At 47.3% G+C, this 21,440-nt stretch carries 13 protein-coding genes and 1 pseudogene; all 14 read left to right on the top strand.

The window, feature by feature from the left end; genetic code table 11:
* The first annotated feature begins 20 nt into the window (after positions 1-20).
* Positions 21-1,337, top strand: coding sequence for an extracellular solute-binding protein (locus GC102_RS34270; protein ID WP_171693479.1), 1,317 nt, complete (start codon positions 21-23; stop codon positions 1,335-1,337).
* 77 nt (positions 1,338-1,414) lie between these two features.
* Complete coding sequence (locus tag GC102_RS34265; RefSeq protein ID WP_171645788.1) at positions 1,415-2,296, top strand: carbohydrate ABC transporter permease; 882 nt, start codon at positions 1,415-1,417, stop codon at positions 2,294-2,296.
* Complete coding sequence (locus GC102_RS34260) at positions 2,296-3,147, top strand: carbohydrate ABC transporter permease (protein ID WP_171693478.1); 852 nt, start codon at positions 2,296-2,298, stop codon at positions 3,145-3,147. Before GC102_RS34265 ends, GC102_RS34260 begins: the two co-directional genes overlap by 1 nt.
* 63 nt (positions 3,148-3,210) lie before the next feature.
* Positions 3,211-3,888, top strand: coding sequence for a helix-turn-helix domain-containing protein (locus GC102_RS34255; protein ID WP_171693477.1), 678 nt, complete (start codon positions 3,211-3,213; stop codon positions 3,886-3,888).
* 368 nt (positions 3,889-4,256) lie between these two features.
* Positions 4,257-8,867 carry an endo-alpha-N-acetylgalactosaminidase family protein gene (locus GC102_RS34250; RefSeq protein ID WP_171693476.1) on the top strand — a complete coding sequence of 1,537 codons (4,611 nt, stop codon included), beginning with the start codon at positions 4,257-4,259 and terminating at the stop codon, positions 8,865-8,867.
* A gap of 203 nt (positions 8,868-9,070) precedes the next feature.
* Positions 9,071-9,424, top strand: a complete 354-nt coding sequence (locus tag GC102_RS34245; protein ID WP_171693475.1) for a dockerin type I repeat-containing protein — start codon at positions 9,071-9,073, stop codon at positions 9,422-9,424.
* A gap of 408 nt (positions 9,425-9,832) precedes the next feature.
* Positions 9,833-10,687 (top strand): ABC transporter permease, encoded by an 855-nt coding sequence (locus GC102_RS34240; protein WP_246321291.1) that lies wholly within the window; start codon positions 9,833-9,835, stop codon positions 10,685-10,687.
* Positions 10,688-10,700: 13 nt separating this feature from the next.
* Entirely contained in the window at positions 10,701-11,582 is an 882-nt protein-coding gene (locus tag GC102_RS34235) for a carbohydrate ABC transporter permease (protein ID WP_171693473.1), read from the top strand.
* Between the two features lie 87 nt (positions 11,583-11,669).
* Positions 11,670-13,307 carry an extracellular solute-binding protein gene (locus GC102_RS34230; protein ID WP_171693472.1) on the top strand — a complete coding sequence of 546 codons (1,638 nt, stop codon included), beginning with the start codon at positions 11,670-11,672 and terminating at the stop codon, positions 13,305-13,307.
* 81 nt (positions 13,308-13,388) lie between these two features.
* Entirely contained in the window at positions 13,389-15,638 is a 2,250-nt protein-coding gene (locus tag GC102_RS34225; RefSeq protein WP_171693471.1) for a glycosyl hydrolase family 95 catalytic domain-containing protein, read from the top strand.
* 227 nt (positions 15,639-15,865) lie between these two features.
* Positions 15,866-16,304 (top strand): annotated as a pseudogene (locus GC102_RS34220) (MerR family DNA-binding transcriptional regulator).
* A complete protein-coding gene (locus GC102_RS34215; protein WP_171693470.1) occupies positions 16,264-17,376 on the top strand; it encodes an RNA-guided endonuclease InsQ/TnpB family protein in 1,113 nt (370 codons plus the stop codon). Before GC102_RS34220 ends, GC102_RS34215 begins: the two are co-directional and overlap by 41 nt.
* 160 nt (positions 17,377-17,536) lie before the next feature.
* Positions 17,537-19,867: an AraC family transcriptional regulator gene (locus GC102_RS34210; RefSeq protein WP_171693469.1), complete on the top strand. Its 2,331-nt coding sequence runs from the start codon at positions 17,537-17,539 to the stop codon at positions 19,865-19,867.
* A complete protein-coding gene (locus GC102_RS34205) occupies positions 19,857-21,434 on the top strand; it encodes an extracellular solute-binding protein (protein WP_171693468.1) in 1,578 nt (525 codons plus the stop codon). The genes GC102_RS34210 and GC102_RS34205 overlap by 11 nt, the downstream gene beginning before the upstream one ends.
* The last annotated feature ends 6 nt before the right edge of the window (positions 21,435-21,440 follow it).

The raw sequence follows: 21,440 nt of genomic DNA, 5'->3' as shown, positions 1-21,440 counted from the left end.
AAAGGTGGAGGGTCAATGCGATGAAGAAGAGAAAATGGGCAAGTTCTTTGGCTTTGGTTAGTTTAATGGCCATAACGGCTTTGACAGGATGTGGCGGTACAAAGCCTGCATCAACACCGGCAAGCGCAGCGCCGGAAGCGACGAAAGCAGCGGAGCAGACGGCTAAGCCAGCTCAGCCGGTGAAGCTGAAGCTCGCGATGTGGGACACGAAGACTGATTTTGAGTTTTGGACAGAGAAAGCGAAAGAGTATTCCAAGCTAAAACCGAATGTAACCGTTGAAGTGGAAAAGGTGCCTGACAACGGAGGGCAATACTTGAAGGTTAGGTTGGCGGCTAACGATTTGCCGGATCTGATGTATTTGAAGCCGAGCCACATGCAAATTTACAAGCAGGCACTGCTGCCTCTGGATGATTTGAATGCGACTAAGAACAACAAGTTTCCAACTAAAATTGATGGCAAAGTAATGGGTCTTCCGCTCATTTCGTTCTCTGAATTTGTTTATTTCCATCCAAGTATCTTCAAAGAGTTGGGCTTGGAAATTCCGAAAACGTTTCCAGAATTCATCACTACAATGGATAAGATCAAAACAAATGGCAAATACACACCAATTTCCATTGGCGCCAAAGATGATTGGACCTTCTATCCATTGATGGAGTTCGGTCCGCATATTTTATCTGGTGATGAGAGCTATTTGGCGAACCTGGCCAAAAATCCTGCGCCATTTGGAGATGGCAGCAACTTTGATAAAGTAGGTAAGGCGATTAAGGTAATTGCCGATAAGAAATACGCAGGTCCTGATGCGCTGTCTGTTTCGTTCGACCAGTCTACACAGTCCTTCGAAGCGAAGAAGTCGGCGATGATTGCACTTGGTCAATGGTACTATCCTGACTATATGGGGAAAGTGAAGACGGATGAAGATCTGGGTGTGTTCCCGCTTCCTTTCCGCGAGTCGACGAGTAGCGATCTGTCATCGATGATGATGTCCGATATGAACATCGGTATTAACAAAAACACCAAAAACGTCGAAGAAGCCAAAGCATTCATGGACTGGATGTTCAGCAAAGATGTCTACTCAGGTTTAGTTAATAAAGTACAGCAATTCTCCACGGTTAATGGCATCACTTCGGATCTTCCGTTCTTTAACAAATGGACAACGGCTAATCCTTCTAAATCGTTTGTTTATTACGGAACAGATGAGGCCTATGCCAAAGTGAGCGCTGCTGCACAATTCGATCCGAAGAAAGCCGCACAAAGTATTTTTGCCGGAAAACCGATCGATGGGATTGAAAAAGAATTAAATGATAAGTGGAAGAAAGCGATCGATTCAACGAAGTAATGACGATAGAGGGTACTATTTGAGCGAGACGAAATAGTACCCTTTTCCTATCAATAGAGATTTAGGGGTGAGTGGAGATGAGTTACAGCTTACAGAAGAAAGTTATCATTTGGTCGTTCTTGTTCATTCCGGTTGCGCTCATGCTCTTGTTCCTCATCTATCCCACGCTTCAATTGTTTCGTTACAGCATAACGAATTGGGACGGATACAGCGAGAGTTTGAAGTACATCGGGTTTGATAATTATAAAAAACTGATTTTTGATTTCCCGGACGCCTGGCAAGCTATTGGCAACAATGGCATCTACTTTATCGTCCATCTGCTGTTCATTCCTATTGAAGTGATGACAGCGGTGCTGCTCAATCGCACGATACGCGGAAGTTCATTTTTTCGATTTACGGTGCTTATGCCTTACATTATTAACGGTATTGCCGTTGCTTATATGTTCAGTTACATCTATAACCCTGTGAATGGGCCGCTCAACGAACTGCTCAAATGGATGGGGCTGGAGTCACTCATTACTGGTTGGTTAAGCAACTTGAGTATCGTAAATTACTCGCTGGTCGCTGTATCTCTATGGCGCTTCAGTGGTGTTCATATCATCCTCATTCTGGCGGGCTTGCAGTCAATTCCGACTGATCTGTATGAAGCTGCCAAAATGGATGGCGCTGGTTTTTGGACGCAGCTGCGTCATATTACCTTGCCCGGCATTCGGCGCGTGATGGAAATCATCTTGTTCCTGAATATCTCCGGCGCGCTGCTGCAGTACGACATCCCTTATGTGATGACAGGCGGCGGACCAGGAACAGCTAGTTCTACATTTGGTTTGTTTTCATTGCAAACAGCGTTTACCTATAACAATTACGGCCTTGCTTCGGCCATGGCGGTCAGTCTTTTGATCTTGATCATCTGCTTCTCGTCTTTACAAAATTGGATCATTAAAGATAGGAGCGAGTCTTAATGGAAGTCACATTTACCGAGAGCAAACGCCAATTGCTCAGTAATGTCCTGTACTATATATTTTTTATAGCGATGTGCTTGATTGTGTTCATTCCGGTTCTACTTGTCGTATTCGGCTCGCTGAAGACAAATGCAGAACTGGGGGCGACATCACCTTTCTCGCTGCCAAGCAATTTCTTTCATTTCGAGAATTTTGTAAAAGCCTTCAACGAAGGTCACATTCTGCTTGGTTTGCGCAATACCTTGGTGTTGGTCGTTGTTAGTATGGCTGGTAATGCCCTGCTCGGCACAATGACGGCATTTGTGCTCAACCGTTTTGATTTTAAGCTGAAAAAAGTGGTGCTGCTGCTGTTCATGGCTTCGATGATCATTCCGACATACACGACGGAGATCGCACGTTTTCAGCTGATTCACGCCATGGGTCTGTACAATTCATTGGGTGCTCCGCTGCTCATTTATGTAGGGACTGACATTATGCAAATCTACATTTACATCCAGTTCCTGGAAAAAATATCAAATCAGCTAGATGAAAGCGCGATGATGGATGGTGCGTCATATTTCCGTATTTTCCGCTCGATTATTTTCCCACTGCTGCTACCAGCGACCGCCACGCTCGGCATTCTTAAGAGCGTAACCATTATGAATGATATTTATGTGCAAAATTTATATATGCCAAAAAAGGAGCTTGCAACTTTGCCGACTGCGCTCATGGCTTTTGTCGGTCAGCGGAGCTCAGATCTGGTGGCGCTCTGTGCGGGTATCATCCTGGTACTGCTTCCCAGTATGCTGTTTTACATCGTGTTCCAACGCTACATCTTTAGAGGCTTGATGGATGGAGCCATCAAAGGTTAGTTACCTGGCAGACGAACTTAAACATGGGGGAGTCTTGCGTGTGCAAAATGATGATCGTAGACGATGAACCAGGATTTGTGGAGTGATCTGAAATCAACGAGGCTGGCACTTCTTCAAGCGCTGAAACATGCTGAAGCAAGTCAGTGGGAACGCGTGTTTAAACAATTGGAGAAGCGAATGCTGGGTGTGAGGCTGGAGCTTTCTGACAGCGTGCAAGCTTTTTTCGTTGATGTTTTGCGGGAGCTCGGAGCAGTTCTCTATGCCAAAGGCATTCGGTTTGAGGAGATAAGTGTTTTTGATCCGTTTGATGAGCTTAAACAGAGCGATACGCTGGAAGAAACGCTGTATTATGTGAAGCAGCATCTAGTGCATGCACATTGTATGATTCATAGACTTGAGACGCTGAACAACGTCCGCTACAGCGCACCTATAGCTAATGCTAAGAAATTCCTCGATATGCATTATCGTGAGGAGGTCACTCAGTCGCTCGTTAGTAGGATGGTCGGCTTCAGTGAGAGCTACTTGAGTAGGCAATTCGTCAAAGAAGTTGGTTGCAACTACATCGATTATTTGACAAATTTGCGGATCGAAGAGGCGAAGCGACTGCTGAGAACGGGAATCAAAATCTCTGATATTTCGGGAAGAATCGGCTATCTGAATCCAGAGCATTTTAGCCGAATGTTCAAGAAGATGACTGGATATAGTCCGAAAGCATATCGAGATAGTTTACGGAGAGAGTAGAATAAAGTATTCCTCTTAAGGCATAGGAAATTGGATAATAGTATCGAAGAGTGTTATTCACGCTAGTTCAGAGTGCTTAATGGAATCATCCAAACGGTCGTTCTTGTACCGTTTGGCGATTTCCAAACCATATTTTCTGTTTTTGAAAATGGCATATTAAACCAAAAACATCATCTTTTCTTCAAAATAAATCATTTGAATGCACTTCCAGTTGCTCTATGCTATGTATTAGTGCCAAGATACTAATCATGATACCTAGAGGTGTTGCTATGCGAAATATGTAAAATAATTCGTGGTTAACAGACGTCCTTTGAGGGGAATATCGCGTGGGAAGCTTACAAATGTTTATTTCAGAAAGGATGAACGTTATGGTTAAAGCTAAACAAAGAAAACGGTTAGGAAAACTCTTCACTATTTTTTTAACGCTGCAGCTAGTTTTATCGTGGTCTACGACGCTTGCTTCTTCTCCGACTGGAAATGAAAGCGCTACATCTGGGGTTGAAGCTTCCCCTAATAGCCAGAATCAAACCGTGACGGAACCGCAAACGGAACCGTCGAATACAAAAGTCATCTCTTCTAAGGTAATGAGCGTAATGGTGGACAAGAATTTTCCAAGTGTCATTCAGTATCAATGGTTAGCGAGCGGTGCAGTGATGTATGGTCAGGAAGATGCTATGTCCCAAATCAAGATTAATGATATCCCATATTCGCCTACAGTAACCTATGAGCTTTCTTCAACTTCGGACACAGCCAATTATAAGCTTGAAATTACTTCCATTGGTGTCGAGGTCGACATGAAACTGCAGGTTGTGAAGAATACCCTTCTATATCAAGTTACGAATATAGTTGAAAATGGTTCGACAAAGGTTTCTAAACTGGAAATCCCGAACTTGAATCTGCTCTCGGTAAGGAGCACAGAAAGCGGAGCGGCATTCTCAGGGTCTCGAATGTATACGGCTGTAAGCGGTTCTGGCGACACTTTTAAATCGGTTACAGGCGCTCCGTCTACAGATAGTTCACCTGTAAATTACCTGTATGGGATTGTAAACACAAACCAGCTTGCTGGAAGCATATGGACAAATGCTGTTGCCGATTACTCTAAAGATAACAATAACGAGCGCATTCTGAAGCAGACGGTAAACAAGGGAAGCTACTACAGAACAGGCCTTTGGAGCTATCCATGGATTTGCAGCGTCAGCGGATCGGTATCGCCGGAACCGCTGCCAAGCACAAAGGTAGTAATTACGCCCGATGCCAATAGTGACGGAACAGTCGACTGGCAGGACGGGGCAATCGCTTTTAGGAGTATCATGAACGTCCCGGTGGGCTCTGACCGCGTACCGGACCTAGCGGTGTTCCGTATTCCCATGAACTTCGCCAGTGAAGCAACCAATCCGTTCTTGAAAACGCTGGATGAAACCAAGAGGGTATACCTGAATACGGATGGTTTGGGACAATGGATTGAGCATAAGGGCTACCAGGGGGAAGGGCACGACCAGAATCAATTTGATTATCGCTATGTTGGCAAACGTCAGGGCGGAGCTGCCGATTTGGAACAGATGGCCAGCGCCGCACATCAATACAACGGTTTTGTAGGCGTTCATATCGGAGCTACAGGGTTGCAGCCTGAATCAAGTGTATTTTCCGATACGTTGGGAGATGTTAATCATCCTGGATGGGACTGGTTGGATCCAGCGTATGACCTCAATCCTACCCAAATGCGCTACGAAGGTACGTCTAATAACAGGCTGAACCGCCTGCAGCAGCTTAAGAATGCCGTGCCAAGCCTTGACTTCATGTACGTGGATGCATGGTTTGAAAAGGCGTGGAACGGACAGAAGCTGGCGCGTGAGATCAATTCGCTAGGGTGGACGACGACAACGGAGTTCCCGGATGTGCTTGAAAATGATTCGGTCTGGTATCACTGGGCTGTAGATTACAAATACGGAGGGTCTAATATCAAGGGCTTCAATAGCCAGATTGCAAGATTTATCCGCAACCACCAGAAGGATACCTGGATTGCGCGGAATCCGCTATTGGGTGGCGCAGAAGTGACGGACTTTGAAGGCTGGCAAGGGAATAGAAATTACGATAACGCCATTCAAGTAACCTTTGAGACGAATCTGCCTACTAAATACATGCAGCATTTCAAAATTATGAAGTGGACCGGCGATACGATCAATTTTGAAAATAACGTAAACGTGAGCAATGCAAGCGGGTCGAGAGTTGTAACGAAGGACGGTATAACATTGCTTAGCGGCAATAAATATCTTCTGCCCTGGAGCCCTGCAACAGAAGATAAACTTTATCACTGGAATGCAGACGGCGGAAATACGACGTGGACATTGCCATCCAGCTGGGCAGGTTTGCAAACCGTCAAGCTTTATCAGCTTACAGATCAAGGGAAACAATTGATTAGCGATCTGCCTGTTTCTAATAACCAGATTGCGATAAATGCAATTGCAAAAACCCCCTACGTCGTTTACAAGGGTGCTGCAGCGGCTAACCCTACTGTCAACTGGGGTGAGGGCACACAGGTTAAGGACCCGGGATTCAACAGTGGAAACTTGAATGCCTGGACAGTTGCAGGGAGCGACACCTCGGTTGAGCGTAACCCTAGCGGTCAATATGAACTTATGATTGGCAGCGGCAGCGGTGCAACCGTAAGTCAGCAAATCACCGGCCTTTCGGAAGGAACGTATTATGCATCCGTTTATGTGTCCACAAGCAACGGACGTAAAGCGTACATCGGCGTTAATAATTACGGTGGGCCAGAAGTCAGTAATTATGCAGACAGCTCGCTATGGAGCAACTATATTCAAGCCGATTCTAAACGCGATACGAATATGCAGCGGATGTACTTGTTCTTCGATGTCCCTGCAGGGTCCACAACAGCGACGTTATATTTAAAAGCAGATAGCGGCACTTCGACTGTTACCTTTGACGACGTGCGTATCGGGAAAACGGTCAAGACGCCGAATCCGGATGGAGCCTACTTCGTTCAAGATTTCGAACATGCACTCCAAGGATGGTACCCGTTTGTTAAAGGCCCAGCTGGAGGGACGAACGACCCGAGAACACATCTGTCAGAGCTTCACGCTCCGTATACACAAAAAGGCTGGAACGGGAAGGCAATTGACGACGTAATAAGCGGAAATTATTCACTTAAAGCGTATAAGGAATCTTCGGGACTGCTATACCAGACCATTCCGCAGATGGTAAGGTTAATCCCTGGAACGACGTATACGGTGAAGTTTAAATATGAAAGCGCAGCATCAGATTACGCTTTCGTAATTGGCGACAGTACTACGATACAATCGACCACTACATTAAAGGAAGCCACTTCGCCAGAAACATTCAAAGCAGCTTTCGTAGCGTCATCATCTGGCCAATCTTGGTTCGGAATTAAGAAAAAGGCGGGCGCTACAGATTTCGTCATGGATGATCTGGTTATTACGCTTGGAGGGGATCCTAGCCAGAATATTCCGACGGATCAGTCTACTAGCGATCCTAACATGATTCCTCATTCGCAGATGACTGCAACGGCTACAGATGCGGAAACAGAAAATGAAGATAATGGCCCATCCAATGCAATCGACGATGATGAGTCAACGATTTGGCATACCAGGTGGGATAATCCCAATCAGTTTCCGCAATCCATTACATTGAATCTTGGTGGAACTTATAACATCAACCAAATTAAATATCTTCCTAGGCAAGACGGTGGTAAAAACGGGATGATTACGAATTACAATTTGTATACGAGCACAGACGGAATTAATTTTACAAAAGCAACAAGCGGAACATGGGCTACAGACGACAAGGAGAAAAGCGTTGTATTTACATCGACAAGCGCAGCATTTGTCAAGTTGGAAGCAACGAATGGATACAATGGTTGGGCGTCTGCAGCTGAAATCAATGTGTTTAAAGATTCTCTTCCTGCATTGGCGATTGCCGGGGGTGCGGGAACCGTTACCGTTCAGAATGCGGTCCTAGGGGCGATCTTGAAGCTCTATGACAGCTTGAACCAAGTAATTGCGTCGCTAACAGCGACAGGCACGGCGGCAGACCAATTTACCGGTGTACCGGCAGGCGCAGGATATTCTGTTACCCAGACCGTATACGGCGTGGAGAGCGCTCACTCTAATGCAGTTTCGGTATCGATATTATTAGATCAAACGAAGCCGGTTACCGAACTTGTTGTTGCAGGAACAACTAACAATGGATGGTACAACAGTCAAGCAGTAACACTGCATGCAACGGATGATATGTCCGGCGTAGAGAAGACTCAGTACAAACTAAGTGAGAATGGGGATTGGACGGATTATTACGGAGCGTTTTCGCTGCCACAAGACGGAACATATACCATTCAGTATCGTTCAGCGGATCGGGCAGGAAATGTTGAAGATGCCAAGCAGCAGACTGTAAAAGTCGATACTACACTTCCTGACATTAAATTTATGATTATTGGGAAGGAATTAAAGGAGGGTGACTCCTTCGATGACAATCTGCCTTTAACCTTTCAGGTGTCTGATCATCTATCAGGTGTAGCTTCTGCCCAGATCAGTGTCAGCGACGCTGTATATGCGGTAGATCTAACTAAGGGAACAAGCATCGTCATAGATTTAACTGGAAAAGTTGGCAGCTATTCAGCAGCTATCGTTGTTGAAGATATGGCTGGAAATAGGCTTCAAAAGAATTTCCAATTCAATGTGACGTCCAGCATAAATGCAATGAATGCGTTGCTTAACCACTATCAATCGCTGCTTAGCAACGCATTAACATCACAACTGAGCAATGCCCTCAGTCAAGCGCAGCATCAACTTGATAAAAACCGGCGAGATCAGGCTGCAAAGCACATGCAGGACTTTGTGAAACATCTTAACAATCCAGCTTTAGGAAAAGATGTAGACAGCAATGTAAAAGCCATTCTTAATGCAGATGCAAATGCATTGATCAAACTATGGTCAACACAATAAGATTAGAGAGAAGTCGTCCTTTTGTTGGGCGACTTTTCTTTTGATTTGAAATTAACACTTTGTAGCGTACCAATTGTATATATAACAATGATTTTTTAGTAACTGTTAACGGCTCCGAACTCGGTACTCCCGGGAGGAACGTTCACTGTTACATTTGGTCTGGAGGGAGTAACTGAAAACAAGCGGTCAAAGGGGATGAGCAAGTGCTCGTGCTGACGTTCAAAGCGAAACAAGCAGCGGTAACATCCACAGGGACCGTTTCTGTGACGAGCGCAGCCTTGGCGGGCGGAACGGGCGTTGAGAAACAAGCGGCGGTATCTTCCGTACATGTTGAAGTGACAGTACCTCAAGGAACTCCAGGCGACATCAACCACGATGGTAAAGTGAGCATCGGCGATCTGGCCTTGGCTGCGGTCAATTACGGAAAAACGTCATCCGATCCGAATTGGCAGCAAATTAAAGCAGCTGATACGAACGGCGACAACAAAATTGATATCATGGACCTTGCGGCGATTGCGTCGAAAATAACGAATAGCGGATACCCCTCAGGTCTTTAGGATCGGTTAACAGGGGTTCCACAATATTAGCACAACAAAGGAAGCAGCTTGCCGCTAGAACGGTATGCTGCTTCCTTTATGTATGGATAACAAATTTTATATCGTCAAAACTAACGAAATGGTGATGATCTAATGATTTATCCATTGCACGGAGAATAGGTGTCGTCTATCGTTGGTTACATGGCGGACATATTTAGCAAAGTCATTTCCAATTCGGGTACTTTGCGATGAGACCTAAAACCTGTTCCATCCGGGGCCCCGGTACAGGTTGGCTTTTTAAACGAAAAGGAGGGCGATTGCCTCATGAATCAGCCGGTATCAGCCAACATAACGCATGAAGCGCGTCCCGGCACAAGCGGACAGAACCGCTTTTTACGTGATTATTGGCGTCATAAGTATTTGTACTTGATGGTGCTGCCCGGCTTTTTGATTGTGCTTGTATTTGCCTATTTTCCGATGTACGGGGTGCTTATCGCATTCAAAGATTACAACGTGGCCAAAGGCATATGGGGAAGCGATTGGGTCGGATTCAAATATTTCAAAGAATTTCTGAACAATCCGATGGCGCTGCGAACCGTCAAAAATACGCTAGTGCTCGGCATCTACGGACTCGTGTTCGGGTTTCCGGCCCCGATCGTCCTGGCGCTGCTGCTTAATGAAATTCGGGCGCTCGCTTTCAGGAAATTCTTGCAAACGGTTTCTTACTTCCCGCATTTCATCTCCACTGTTATCATTATCGGGATGATTAAGGAGTTTACGTCGCTTGATGGCTTGTTTAATTCGATTACGGGGTTGTTCGGCATGGAGCCGATCAACTATCTGACGGAGCCGTCTTATTTCCGGACGCTGTTCGTCGGTTCCGGTATTTGGCAGGGTATTGGCTGGGGAACGATTCTTTACTTGGCTGCGCTCAGCAATGCTGATCCGACCTTGTACGACGTCGCATCCATCGACGGAGCGAACCGGTGGCAGAAGACGAAGCACATTTCCATTCCGACTATTTTGCCGACGACAATTATTTTGTTCATTTTGTCCGTAGGCGGCATTCTTGGCACTGATTTCATGAAGGTGCTGCTCATGTACAACCCCAGCACATACGAAAAAGCTGACGTCATCGGCACGTATGTGTACAGGATCGGTTTGGAAGGCGGACGTTTCGAATATGGCGCAGCCGTCGGCTTGATGCTTTCCGTGGTGTCGTTCCTGTTTGTCCTGATGACCAACCGCATGTCCCGCAAATTTTCGGAAACAAGTTTATGGTAGGTAGGTGAGACACGTGCATTACAAACAAAAGTTAGGATCGCGGTTGTTCGACGCTGCCAATTACGGATTTATGCTGCTGCTTGTGGTGGTTACGGTTTATCCGCTGCTCAATGTCATCGCGATTTCGTTCAGCAACGCAGATTTTATTTCGCTCGGGCAAGTTTCGTGGTACCCGAAAGGGTTCAATGTCAAAGGGTATGGGGTCATTTTCGACAACCCGATGCTCTATATCAGCTACAAAAACACGGTGCTGTACGCTGCGACGGGCACATTGTTGACACTTTTCCTGACGTCGATGATGGCGTATCCGCTCACGGTTTCCGATTTCCGATTGAAAAAGGCTATTACCATTTTTCTTGCGGTTACGATGTTTTTTAGCGGAGGGATGATCCCGACTTACTTGATCATGAAAGAGCTGCACTTGCTGAATACGTTCTGGGTCATGGTCGTTCCCGGCTGCATCAGCGCGTATAACGTCATCATCTTTCGAACGTTTTTTCAAAACATCTCATCTGAGCTTCGAGAGTCGGCTTATATGGACGGCGCCAACGATTTGACCGTACTTTTCCGCATCTACTTGCCTCTTTCCAAGGCGCTGCTAGCCACCTTCGCGCTATTTACGATCGTGGCGCATTGGAATGAATGGTTTAATGCGCTTATTTATTTGAAAGATGAGAACAAGTATCCATTGCAAATGTTTTTGCGCAGCATCATCTTTACCCAGCAGGAAGGTCAGAGCGGGCAGGTGAGGGATATGATCCAGAACAGGCAAATCAATCCGAAAAATATCCAGATGGCGGCGATCGTCATCACGATGGCGCCGATTCTGTGTATGTATCCTTTTGTGCAAAAGTATTTCATCAAGGGCGTTATGCTCGGCTCGATCAAAGGGTAGTCGATCTTACAGGCATCTCCCGATCTCTCATTCGGGAAAAGCTTTGAGATATGAATCCATGTTCATCAAATCAAAGGGGGAATTTATGTGAAAAAATCAATGACGATGTTAGTATCAGCAATCCTCTTAACAACTGTGTTCCTAAGCGGTTGCGAAAACGATTCGGGTAAAGGTAGTTCGTCGGCGTCGCCGTTGGCAAGCGATTCCGGCAGCAAGGCGGCTACTGATGCAAAGGAACTGAAGCTGAAGGTCGTTATCCCGCATTTTGGCGGCGATCCGACGGGTACGCTCGTGCAGCAGGAGTTCGAGAAGGAAATCGAGAAGTATTTGGGAGCCAAAGTGACGATTGAATGGACGCGTATCCCGTGGGGCGAGTACAAAGAGAAAACGCAGGTGATGCTGACAAGCGGAGACATTCCAGATATCATGCTCGTGCGCAGTCAGGATAATATCATTAAATACGGCGAGCAGGGTTTGTTCCTGGACCTTTCCAAGTACATGGACATAATGCCCAACTATAAGCAGTTCATCACTGCCACAGATAATAACGAGCAATATTTGATGAATAAAAACAAGCAACTGTTCGCGTTCTACGACGGCTTCTCGAATCCGTCGGATATCGAGCCCAGCCAATACGCAGCGGCATACCGCCTCGACATTTTCGAGAAAAACAATATCAAGGTGCCGACTACGCTGGACGAAATGTACGATGCAGCCAAAAAGCTGAAAGCGCTTTACCCTGACTCTTATCCGGTCGCGCAGAGCGAACAGTATTTGGGTTACGACGGCATATTGAACGCGAACCATACGAACGGCGAAATTTACTGGAACGGCAAACAGTACGTATACGGGCCGACGGAAGAAGCGTACAAGGAGTCACTGGTTTTCCTGAACAAATTGTATACGGAGAAGCTGCTCGATCCGGCTTACTGGTCGGATGAGATGGATCAGGCGAAGCCGAAGGCGTCGACCGGCAAATCGTTCATGTACCCACTGATCTGGTCCGGTTATGTGGCGGACTTCAATGCGAATAAAGAAGCTGGCGTCAAATGGGCGCTTTCGATGCTCGCTGATAACCCGAAATACGGGAAATCATGGAAATACGGAAGCGACACGAAAGGAAAAGGGCTGAATAACGGTTATGGTCTCGTTATTTCGGCAAAAGCCAAAAACCCGGAGCAGCTCGTGAAGCTGGTTGATTATCAATACAACGACAAAATGATCGATCTCTTAATGTGGGGAATCGAAGGCAAATCATACGAAATGAAGGATGGCAAGAAACAGTACCTGCCAGCATTGAAAAGCTCGGCAGACTTCGTAGGCGAACTGGCGAAGATGGGTGTATCGGCATCGATGCGCACCCGCCCGGGCATCGTGTTTACGCCGCAAGAGCGGATTGCCGTGTACACCTCGGTTCCGGATGTGCTCTTCTATAACAACGGCAAAGCGCAGATGGAAAACTATTATATGGCGTCTGACAAATACGGCGGCAAAGAATCGATCGCCCCGATGGACCGAGCACCGAAGATCATGTTGACGAAGGATGATAACGATCGTATCGCCAATACGATGACGCCTATCAAAACGTACGTAAAAGAATCGTCCGTCAAATTCATTAAAGGTGAGATGAGCTTCGCCGATTGGGACAAATTCCAAGCGACGATCAAGAAAATGGGCGACTACGAGTCGATTCTGAAGCTGCAGAATGATAAGGTCAAAAAATAATTAAGGCTATAGTCAGACAATTCCTTCCGTGCGTGAGAACGCATGGAAGGAGTTGTCTGCTTATGCGGGGAGGTAAATGAGATGAACAATCATGATTTGATATTCGATCAGCCGATCGCAAGATGGGACGAGGCGCTGCCGCTTGGTAACGGATTGACAGGATGCCTGCTGTGGGGAAACGGGGAGCCGCTTCGGTTCAGCCTGGACCGCGGCGATTTGTGGGATTTGCGGTTGGCGCCTGAGGTGCTGGATGCCGGGTTTACCTATGCGGAAATGATCGAATGCGTAAGGCGCGGTGACCAAGAAGGGCTGCTCAGCCGATTCGATAGCATCTATGAAAAATATCCGTACCCAACCAAGCTACCTGCCGGTCGGCTGGAGTTGCGTTTCGGGAGGTCAGCGGATCACGTAAGGAGTCATCTCGCAATTCGCGAGGCATGCGCGCATGTCCTAATGGCTTTCGGTGATCGTACCGTTAAGGTGGACAGCTACCTGCATGCAGTGAACGGCCTCGGCTATATCCAAATCGGTGGTGCTCCTATCGATGATGGACGGCTGGACATCGTACCGCCGGATTACGCCGGTGCGTTGCCTCATAATTCTGCAGATCCCGTTTTCCATACGAGCCTAACCCGGCTCGGCTACCCAGCCGCTACGATGCATAAAGAAGGAAATGTACGCTGGTTTTATCAGCGGACGTGCCAAGAACTCGAATATGCAATTGTCGTGGCCGAACGGCAAACGGCGAGTGGCCATTGGGAAGCGGTTTATACGATCGCTGCCAATCATGACGGCGAGCAGTGGCTGGAGAATGCCAAACGAAAGGTTACCGATGCGCTGGACGCCGGGTTTGACGCCGCATTCCGCGATCATTGCACCTGGTGGGAACGCTACTGGGGCAAGAGCTCGATCACTTTGCCGGACGCGGAAGCGGAGAAGATGTGGTACTTGAACAACTACCTGTTCGCATCCTGCTCGCGCAAAGGCTCTCCGCCGATGCCGCTGCAGGGGGTGTGGACGGCGGACGAGGGCCTGCTCCCTCCATGGAAAGGCGACTACCATCACGACTTGAATACGCAGCTCAGCTACTGGCACTATTTGAAAGCGAATCATCTTGAAGAAGGGGAAAGCTTTCTCGACTTCTTGTGGGGCTTGCGGCCGGAGGCGAAGCGGTTCGCGCAAAGCTTCTTTGATGCTCCGGGCATCAACCTTCCATCTGTCATGACGCTTACCGGCGGTGCGATGGGCGGGTGGCCGATGTATAGCATGAGCATTACGAACCACATTTGGGTGTGCCAGGCGTTCGACCATTATTGGTTGTATACGGGCGACGGCGATTTCTTGCGCGACAAAACGTATGTATACTTCAAGGAAACGGCGGACTGCGTGCAGCGATGGCTGACGCTGGGAGAAGACGGCAAGCTGCGGCTGCCGGTATCGAGCTCGCCGGAGATTCACGACAATTCGCTCAAAGCATGGCTGGAGCCGATCAGCAACTACGATTTGGCGCTCCTTATTTATTTGTTCAGGCGTTTGCACGATATGGCGGAAAAGCTCACTTACGCCGCCGATGTAGAAAGATGGGCGGAGGTGCTTGCCAAACTCCCGGAGCTTGCGGTTAACGAGAGTAACGTGCTGATGGTCAATCCGGAAGAGTGCCTCATGGAAAGCCACCGGCATATGTCTCATATGATGGCTATTTACCCGCTGCAGCTGCTTGACCGACGTGGTTCGGAGAGGGATCGCAAGATTGCCGATGCGACGATCGCTAATCTGGAAGTGCTGGGCAAGGGACAATGGGTAGGCTATTCGTTCGCTTGGGCGGCTGCCATGTACGCGCAGCAGGGCAACGGCGAAGCGGCGATTTATCATCTGCAGCAAATGTGGCACTACACGTGCTCGCCGAACGGGTTCCATCTGAATGGCGATTATAAAAAGGCTGGCGTCTGCATGTATCATTACCGCCCGTTTACGCTCGAAGGCAACTTTGCCGCTATTTGTGCGCTCCAGGAAATGCTGCTGCATACGGACGGCCAGACGATTCGTACGTTTCCAGCGATTCCCCGTGAATGGGCGGCAAATGACGTCGAGTTCCGCGATTTCCGCGGGGAGATGGGCGTGCTCGTCTCGGCGCGATGGAGTGCGAACCAGCTCGACTATGTAGAACTGCGTGCCGAACGCGACGGTTTCTTCCGAGTACAGAACGATTTCGCGAGCGAAGGGCTGCAAATTCGAATCGGTAATAAGACGAAGGAACTCGTTTGCGGAATGAAAGACATTTTCACAATCTCTTTGCAAGCTGGGGAGTCCTGCATGGTTACCGTGTTGTAAGATTTGCTTACCGAAGGCGTGGAGCAATGGCGGCAAGGCTGCAAATGGTTTTGCCGCCATGAATCATGCATTCATGATATAATCGTTACAACGAAGGATTTGAATGCGCTTCCAATTCGTCATGTTTTCACATTCGCAGGACAGTTTTCGTTTCAGGAGGTTGATAAACAGAGAGACTATATCTATTAATCTTTTTTAAACTCTATAATAATTATAGAGGTGATAGAATGAAACTATACGGAATTGGCGATTTCGCCAAGATGATCGGAGTCACACAACAAACATTAAGGAACTGGGACAAGCTCGGGAAACTGAAGCAGCATCATGTCAGTGATGGTGGATACAGGTACTACTCCCAGATACAGCTAAACAAACTTCTACGCAAGAAAGAACCGGCACAAAGAATCATCTTAGATTATGCTCGCGTATCCAGTCCAAAAACAGAAAGATGATCTTGAGCGACAGATTGAACACGTCAAAATGTACATGCTTGCCAGAGGATACTCTTTTGAGATTATTACCGATATTGGCAGCGACAATCAAAAAATCGTTACCGTATTCATGTTTCGATTGCCAGTCAAAAGGGCGAATAAAGTGAAGAAAATTCTGAAGGAGTTGATCGAAGATGATTCTAGCGAAAAAAGTCAGAATCAAACCGACTCCTGAACAAGAACAGCAATTATGGCGTTCAGCAGGAACCGCCCGATGGGTATACAATTGGACGTTAGTGCGTCAAGAAGAAAACTACCAAAACGGCGGGAAGTTCCTACCAGACGGCAAACTACGGAAAGAACTGACGCTGCTTAAGCAGCAGGAAGCCTATGCCTGGTTATACGAGGTATCCAACAATGTAGCGAAACAAGCCGTCAAAGACGCTTGCGAGGCATTCAAAAAGATGTTCAAAGGACAGTCCAAGAAACCAAAGTTCAAAAGCAGAAAGCGTTCCAAACCCGCATTTTACAATGATACGGAGAAATTGAAGGTAAAAGATGGGCAAGTGCTGCTGGAGAAAATAGGTTGGGTGGAAACATCGGAACAACTCCATGTGGGTGTGAAGTACAGCAACCCACGCATATCGTATGACGGCAAGTATTGGTATATATCCATAGCGTTCGACCAAAAGCAAGAGTCACTGCTGCCAACAGGCGAAATCATCGGCATTGACGTAGGCCTGAAGGAATTAGCAGTATGCAGTAACGGTATGGCATTCAAAAACATCAATAAGTCAGCCACCGTAAGAAAGACGGAGAAACGATTGCGACGGTTGCAGTGCAAGGCTTCCCGAAAATACGACATGAACAAGGAGGGAAACCGTTTCGTCAAGACTTGCAACGTTGTAAAAGTTGAAAGGTCCATTCGTTTGCTTCATCGGAAACTAACGAATATCCGTACCAATTACATTCACCAAGCAACAAACGCCATAGCGAAAACCAAGCCGAGCGTCATTGTGATGGAAGACTTGAATGTAAGCGGAATGATGAAGAACCGCCACTTGAGCAAAGCCATAGCCGGTCAGAAGCTGCAAGAGTTTATCCGGCAAATGAAATACAAGTGCGAGAAGATCGGCGCGAAATTCATTCAAGCCGACAAATGGTTCCCCTCATCGAAATTGTGTTCATGCTGCGGTCAGATGAAATCACACTTGAAATTGTCTGAACGCATCTATGAATGCAAATGTGGATTAAAGATTGACCGCGACTTGAACGCGGCGATCAACCTATCGAAATTGGCGATGTAGCACCCAAACGCTTATGCCAATATGTAGGATTCGTTGCATCCGAATTTACGTCTGTGGAGTGTTAGACCAAACGCAAGTAGCTTAGGCAAAAGCGGACACGTAGAAGCAGGAAGCAAACAAGGATTTATAGACTTTTATAAGTTCTTGGCAACGGGAATTCATGAGACGACTAGTAAAATCGTTTCCGCGCAAGGCTACCGCAGGTATGAAGAAAAAGACGCTGATCACGATTTTTCTGCGGTTTTTCGTTCTGACCTTGCTGCTTATGGTATCGTCTATCATGATCGCAGCGTATTCGAATTACAGGATGATCGACGACGCAAAGGAAGCGAACCACAATTATTTGCGCGTCGTTTCTTCGTCACTTGACGGCCTGTTCAACAAAATCAAAGACAAGGGTTACAGTATCTCGTCCGATTCCAACTACCTCAATCTGATATCCATGACCGACAAATCTCAAAAAAATTACGCCTCTTCTACCTATGCATTAAGCAGCAAGCTGTACGATCTGTACATCAGCGATGACACAGTGGACGATGCCTTTATCTATTTTCAAAACATCGATACGGTGTTGGCCGGATCTGGTTCCTACGAAACCGCTTTTTACCTTAACAAATATTATCGTTATAAGGGCTATTCGCAGCCGTTTTGGAACGGCGAAATCGAAAAGGGTGTCGTGTCAACCATATTTCCCGCGACAGACGTTTACAGGCAGACCGGTGTGACTGGTGAGAAAAAGTACAAAACAATCGTCCCGCTTGTCCTGGGTATCGAAAACATTGCTCATGCGCGCAGCTATATGATCGTTAACATAGACGAGCAAAAGATTTATCAAATGATCGATAACATGAACATTACGAAGAAAGGCGACATTTACCTCATCGACACGCTCCATAACCGGCTCATCAGCGCGACCAATCGCAAAATGCTAGGCGGGACGTTCAACCTCGGGGAGCTTCGTTTGAATGTGAAAGATGTTAAAACCGATTCGGAAGCGTCGATTGACGGAGACAACTATATACTGTCGTTTCAGCCGTCATCTTGGAACAATATTGGCTTCCTGATCGTAACACCGGAAAAAATGCTGACGGGTCCGATCAATAGATTCCTATACATGACGATCGGCGTTATCGTCTTGTTCATGTTGATCGGAACGATTGTTTCCGCCGTCTTCACGTTCGGCATCTACTCGCCGCTCGCGGAGATGGTCAATTATGTGAAACGGTTTGCCAAGGCGCCGTTCGAGAACGGCAAGTCCGAATACGACTATATCAAGGAAAATATAACGACTCTACAGCAGTTTCAGCAGGAAAGTCTGCCTTCGTTGTTGCAAATCTTTCTGTACCGCGCTTTGAACCAGCAGCTTAATCAGGAAGATATCGAACGGCTGAAGCAAAAATACGATTTTTTCCGCGATGGGGTTTTCTTCGCGCTGGCTGTCGTTAGAATCGGCATTGCTGGAGGAGGCGAATTGGCGGTAGCCGAGCACAAACGACAGCTGATCACCTTAAACAAGCCGGTACTCGATATGACCGAGAACGAAAGCGTACTTTTTATACAGGAACAGGATGCCTGCGACGTGGATGCGCTTGTCATGAAGCTTGAAGCCGATTTGACGCGATATCAAGCGGATTGTGGGGTCGAAATAAGCCTGGCAGTCGGCGTTAGCCCGATTTTCGTGCAATTGGATCAAACGTGGAAGGCGTACAAGGATGCGTGTACGATCCTCGATATGCGCAGCGTGAGCAGCGGAGGCATCGTCTTTGGCGTGGCTGACAGCAACCCGGGAGGGGGCGGTGCTCTGAATGCGGCGGATAAAAAGGAGACGATGCGCAAATATTTGGAGAACGGCCATGTAGAGGGCGCCGCTCATTTATTGGATCAGCTTTTCGAAGGGGCGAAGAAGCAGCAAATGCCTTTTAAGGTATTCCGGCAATTGGTGAGCGACCTGCTCTATTTTGCCGTGGAAACTTTTTATTCGCGTCGTATCGATGAAGAGTCGATGTTCGGAATGCCCGCTGGTGAAATGATCGCACGCGTGAATACGATGCAAAGTCCGCTGCCGATCGAAGCTCTTTGCCGCAACGTATACGGAAAAGTGACGGAGCACGTGCAGATGCTGCAACAGTCGTCTCAGGCGTTAACCGGGATGCTCGATTATATAACGGCAAATTTGGCTGAAGTGAATTTAACAACGATTGCTGATCGTTTCGACCTGAATGCGAACTACGTTTCACAATATTTCAAGAAACATAAAGGCGTTACGTTTACCGATTACATTAACCGGCTGCGCATCGAAAAAGCAAAGGAGCTGCTGCTCGGTACCGATTGCACAGCGAATGACATCGGCAAGCAGATCGGCTTCAATAACGCGAACGCTTTTATCCGTATGTTCAAGAAGCTGGAAGGCACGACGCCGCACGAATATCGCAAGGGAATCAAAGCGAATTACAGCTGCGAGGCTGAAGGGGGGATAGGTCTTGCAGAATAAAAAAAGAACGATAATTGTCGTGGTCTTTATGTGTGCGGCGATGGTGCTTTCTTCAGCCTCCGTTACCCTCGGCAAGCGGGCATCCAGTACGGCATCTGCACCGCCAATCGTCGTCAAAGCGGCCGTCCCGTCATTCGAACGAGAACGGGATACGCTGATCGATCGCGAGTTCGAGCGTCGTGCCCATATAAAGTTCGATTGGATTCAGTTTCCGGTTACCGAATATATGAAGCGGGTCAAGCAGCTGCTCACGACTTCGGGAGATAAACCGGATATTTTCGTCATTAACAAAGAAATGGTTCAGCGGTTCGGTCCTCAGGGGCTGCTGCTCGATCTTCGTCCCTACCTGAAGCAAATGCCGAATTTACAGCGATGGATGGACAAATATCCGCAAATCTACGACAGCATCGTCTCCGAGGATGGCAAACTTTACGGCATCGACGGCTTCAACACGTATGGGCAAATGCCCATCGGCTATTTGCTGCGTGAAGACATTTTTTACCGTAATGGTATGCTGCTGCCCAAAACATTCGACGAGCTGTACGATTCACTAAAACAGCTCAAGCAAATTTACCCTGATTCGAAGCCGATTTCAAATCGTTGGGGACCGGATCACCTGCTCGATAACTTTTTCATGGCATATCATACGCAAAGCGGCATTTACTTCAATAACGATGATATGACGTTTAAGTTCGGTCCGATTGAGCCCAATTTCAAGAAGGCGGTCGAATTGGCCCACAAATTTTATGAAGCGAGATTGATCGACCCCGATTTTACAACCGATTCTGATGCTCAATTTTTTGAAAACATTACGAAGGGCAAGACCTTCGCTTTGTTCGGCGAATATTTTACAGAAATGGACGGGTGGGTAGAGAAAGGGAAAAAACAAGATCCGTTATTTAGCTTGAAAGCTGTGCAACCACCCATCACTGAGAACGGTCTGCAGGCACTCCTACCGGTACAATATGCAAACTCGCAAGGAGATTGGGTGATCGCTGTCAATGCGTATTCAAACCATACCGATGAACTCATTCGCCTGCTTGATTATCAATATTCCGATGAGATGATGGAGCTAACGAATTGGGGCATCGAAGGGGAGACGTTCAAATGGGTGAACGGGGAGCGTAAATATGCCGTAAAGCTGCAGACGAAGCTGAATTCGACGGGGACGGTAACCCCTGAACAGGTAGGCGTGGACGGACGCACGGGTATCTGGCCGCCCTATGACCAAGATGCGGAGTATGCGAGAAAGTGGGGGGCGGTCGGGCTTGAAGGGCAGCGAATGTATAACGATAACGTGAGCCGAATTGGATTTTTCTCGGGACCGACCGTCTCTTTCAATCAGGACGAAATGGTTGAGATAACGAAAGTCATGACACCGCTCAATAAGTTTCGGACCGAGAAGTTGATTAAATTCGTGACCGGAGAGCTTACGATGGATACGGATTGGAATTATTTTCAGGAAGAATTAGAAAAGTTGGGGGTCAGGCGGGTGCTTGACATGTACCGCGCAAAGTATGCGAAGCTGCCGGACGAACGGAAAAAGCTGAATACGGTGATTAAATAACTGGAT

Origin of the sequence: Paenibacillus germinis, assembly GCF_013141785.1 — a bacterium.
In the GTDB taxonomy this organism is placed as follows: domain Bacteria; phylum Bacillota; class Bacilli; order Paenibacillales; family NBRC-103111; genus Paenibacillus_E; species Paenibacillus_E phytorum.
The sequence above is the reverse complement of the archived record's forward strand: the minus strand, read 5'-3'. Positions and strand labels throughout refer to the sequence as shown.

What these genes read in the sequence shown, in the direction of transcription:
- GC102_RS34270 (WP_171693479.1), top strand. Translation starts at nt 21, where the DNA reads ATGAAGAAGAGAAAATGGGCAAGTTCTTTGGCTTTGGTTAGTTTAATG.
- GC102_RS34265 (WP_171645788.1), top strand. Translation starts at nt 1,415, where the DNA reads ATGAGTTACAGCTTACAGAAGAAAGTTATCATTTGGTCGTTCTTGTTC.
- GC102_RS34260 (WP_171693478.1), top strand. Translation starts at nt 2,296, where the DNA reads ATGGAAGTCACATTTACCGAGAGCAAACGCCAATTGCTCAGTAATGTC.
- GC102_RS34255 (WP_171693477.1), top strand. Translation starts at nt 3,211, where the DNA reads ATGAACCAGGATTTGTGGAGTGATCTGAAATCAACGAGGCTGGCACTT.
- GC102_RS34250 (WP_171693476.1), top strand. Translation starts at nt 4,257, where the DNA reads ATGGTTAAAGCTAAACAAAGAAAACGGTTAGGAAAACTCTTCACTATT.
- GC102_RS34240 (WP_246321291.1), top strand. Translation starts at nt 9,833, where the DNA reads ATGGTGCTGCCCGGCTTTTTGATTGTGCTTGTATTTGCCTATTTTCCG.
- GC102_RS34225 (WP_171693471.1), top strand. Translation starts at nt 13,389, where the DNA reads ATGAACAATCATGATTTGATATTCGATCAGCCGATCGCAAGATGGGAC.
- GC102_RS34215 (WP_171693470.1), top strand. Translation starts at nt 16,264, where the DNA reads ATGATTCTAGCGAAAAAAGTCAGAATCAAACCGACTCCTGAACAAGAA.
- GC102_RS34210 (WP_171693469.1), top strand. Translation starts at nt 17,537, where the DNA reads ATGAGACGACTAGTAAAATCGTTTCCGCGCAAGGCTACCGCAGGTATG.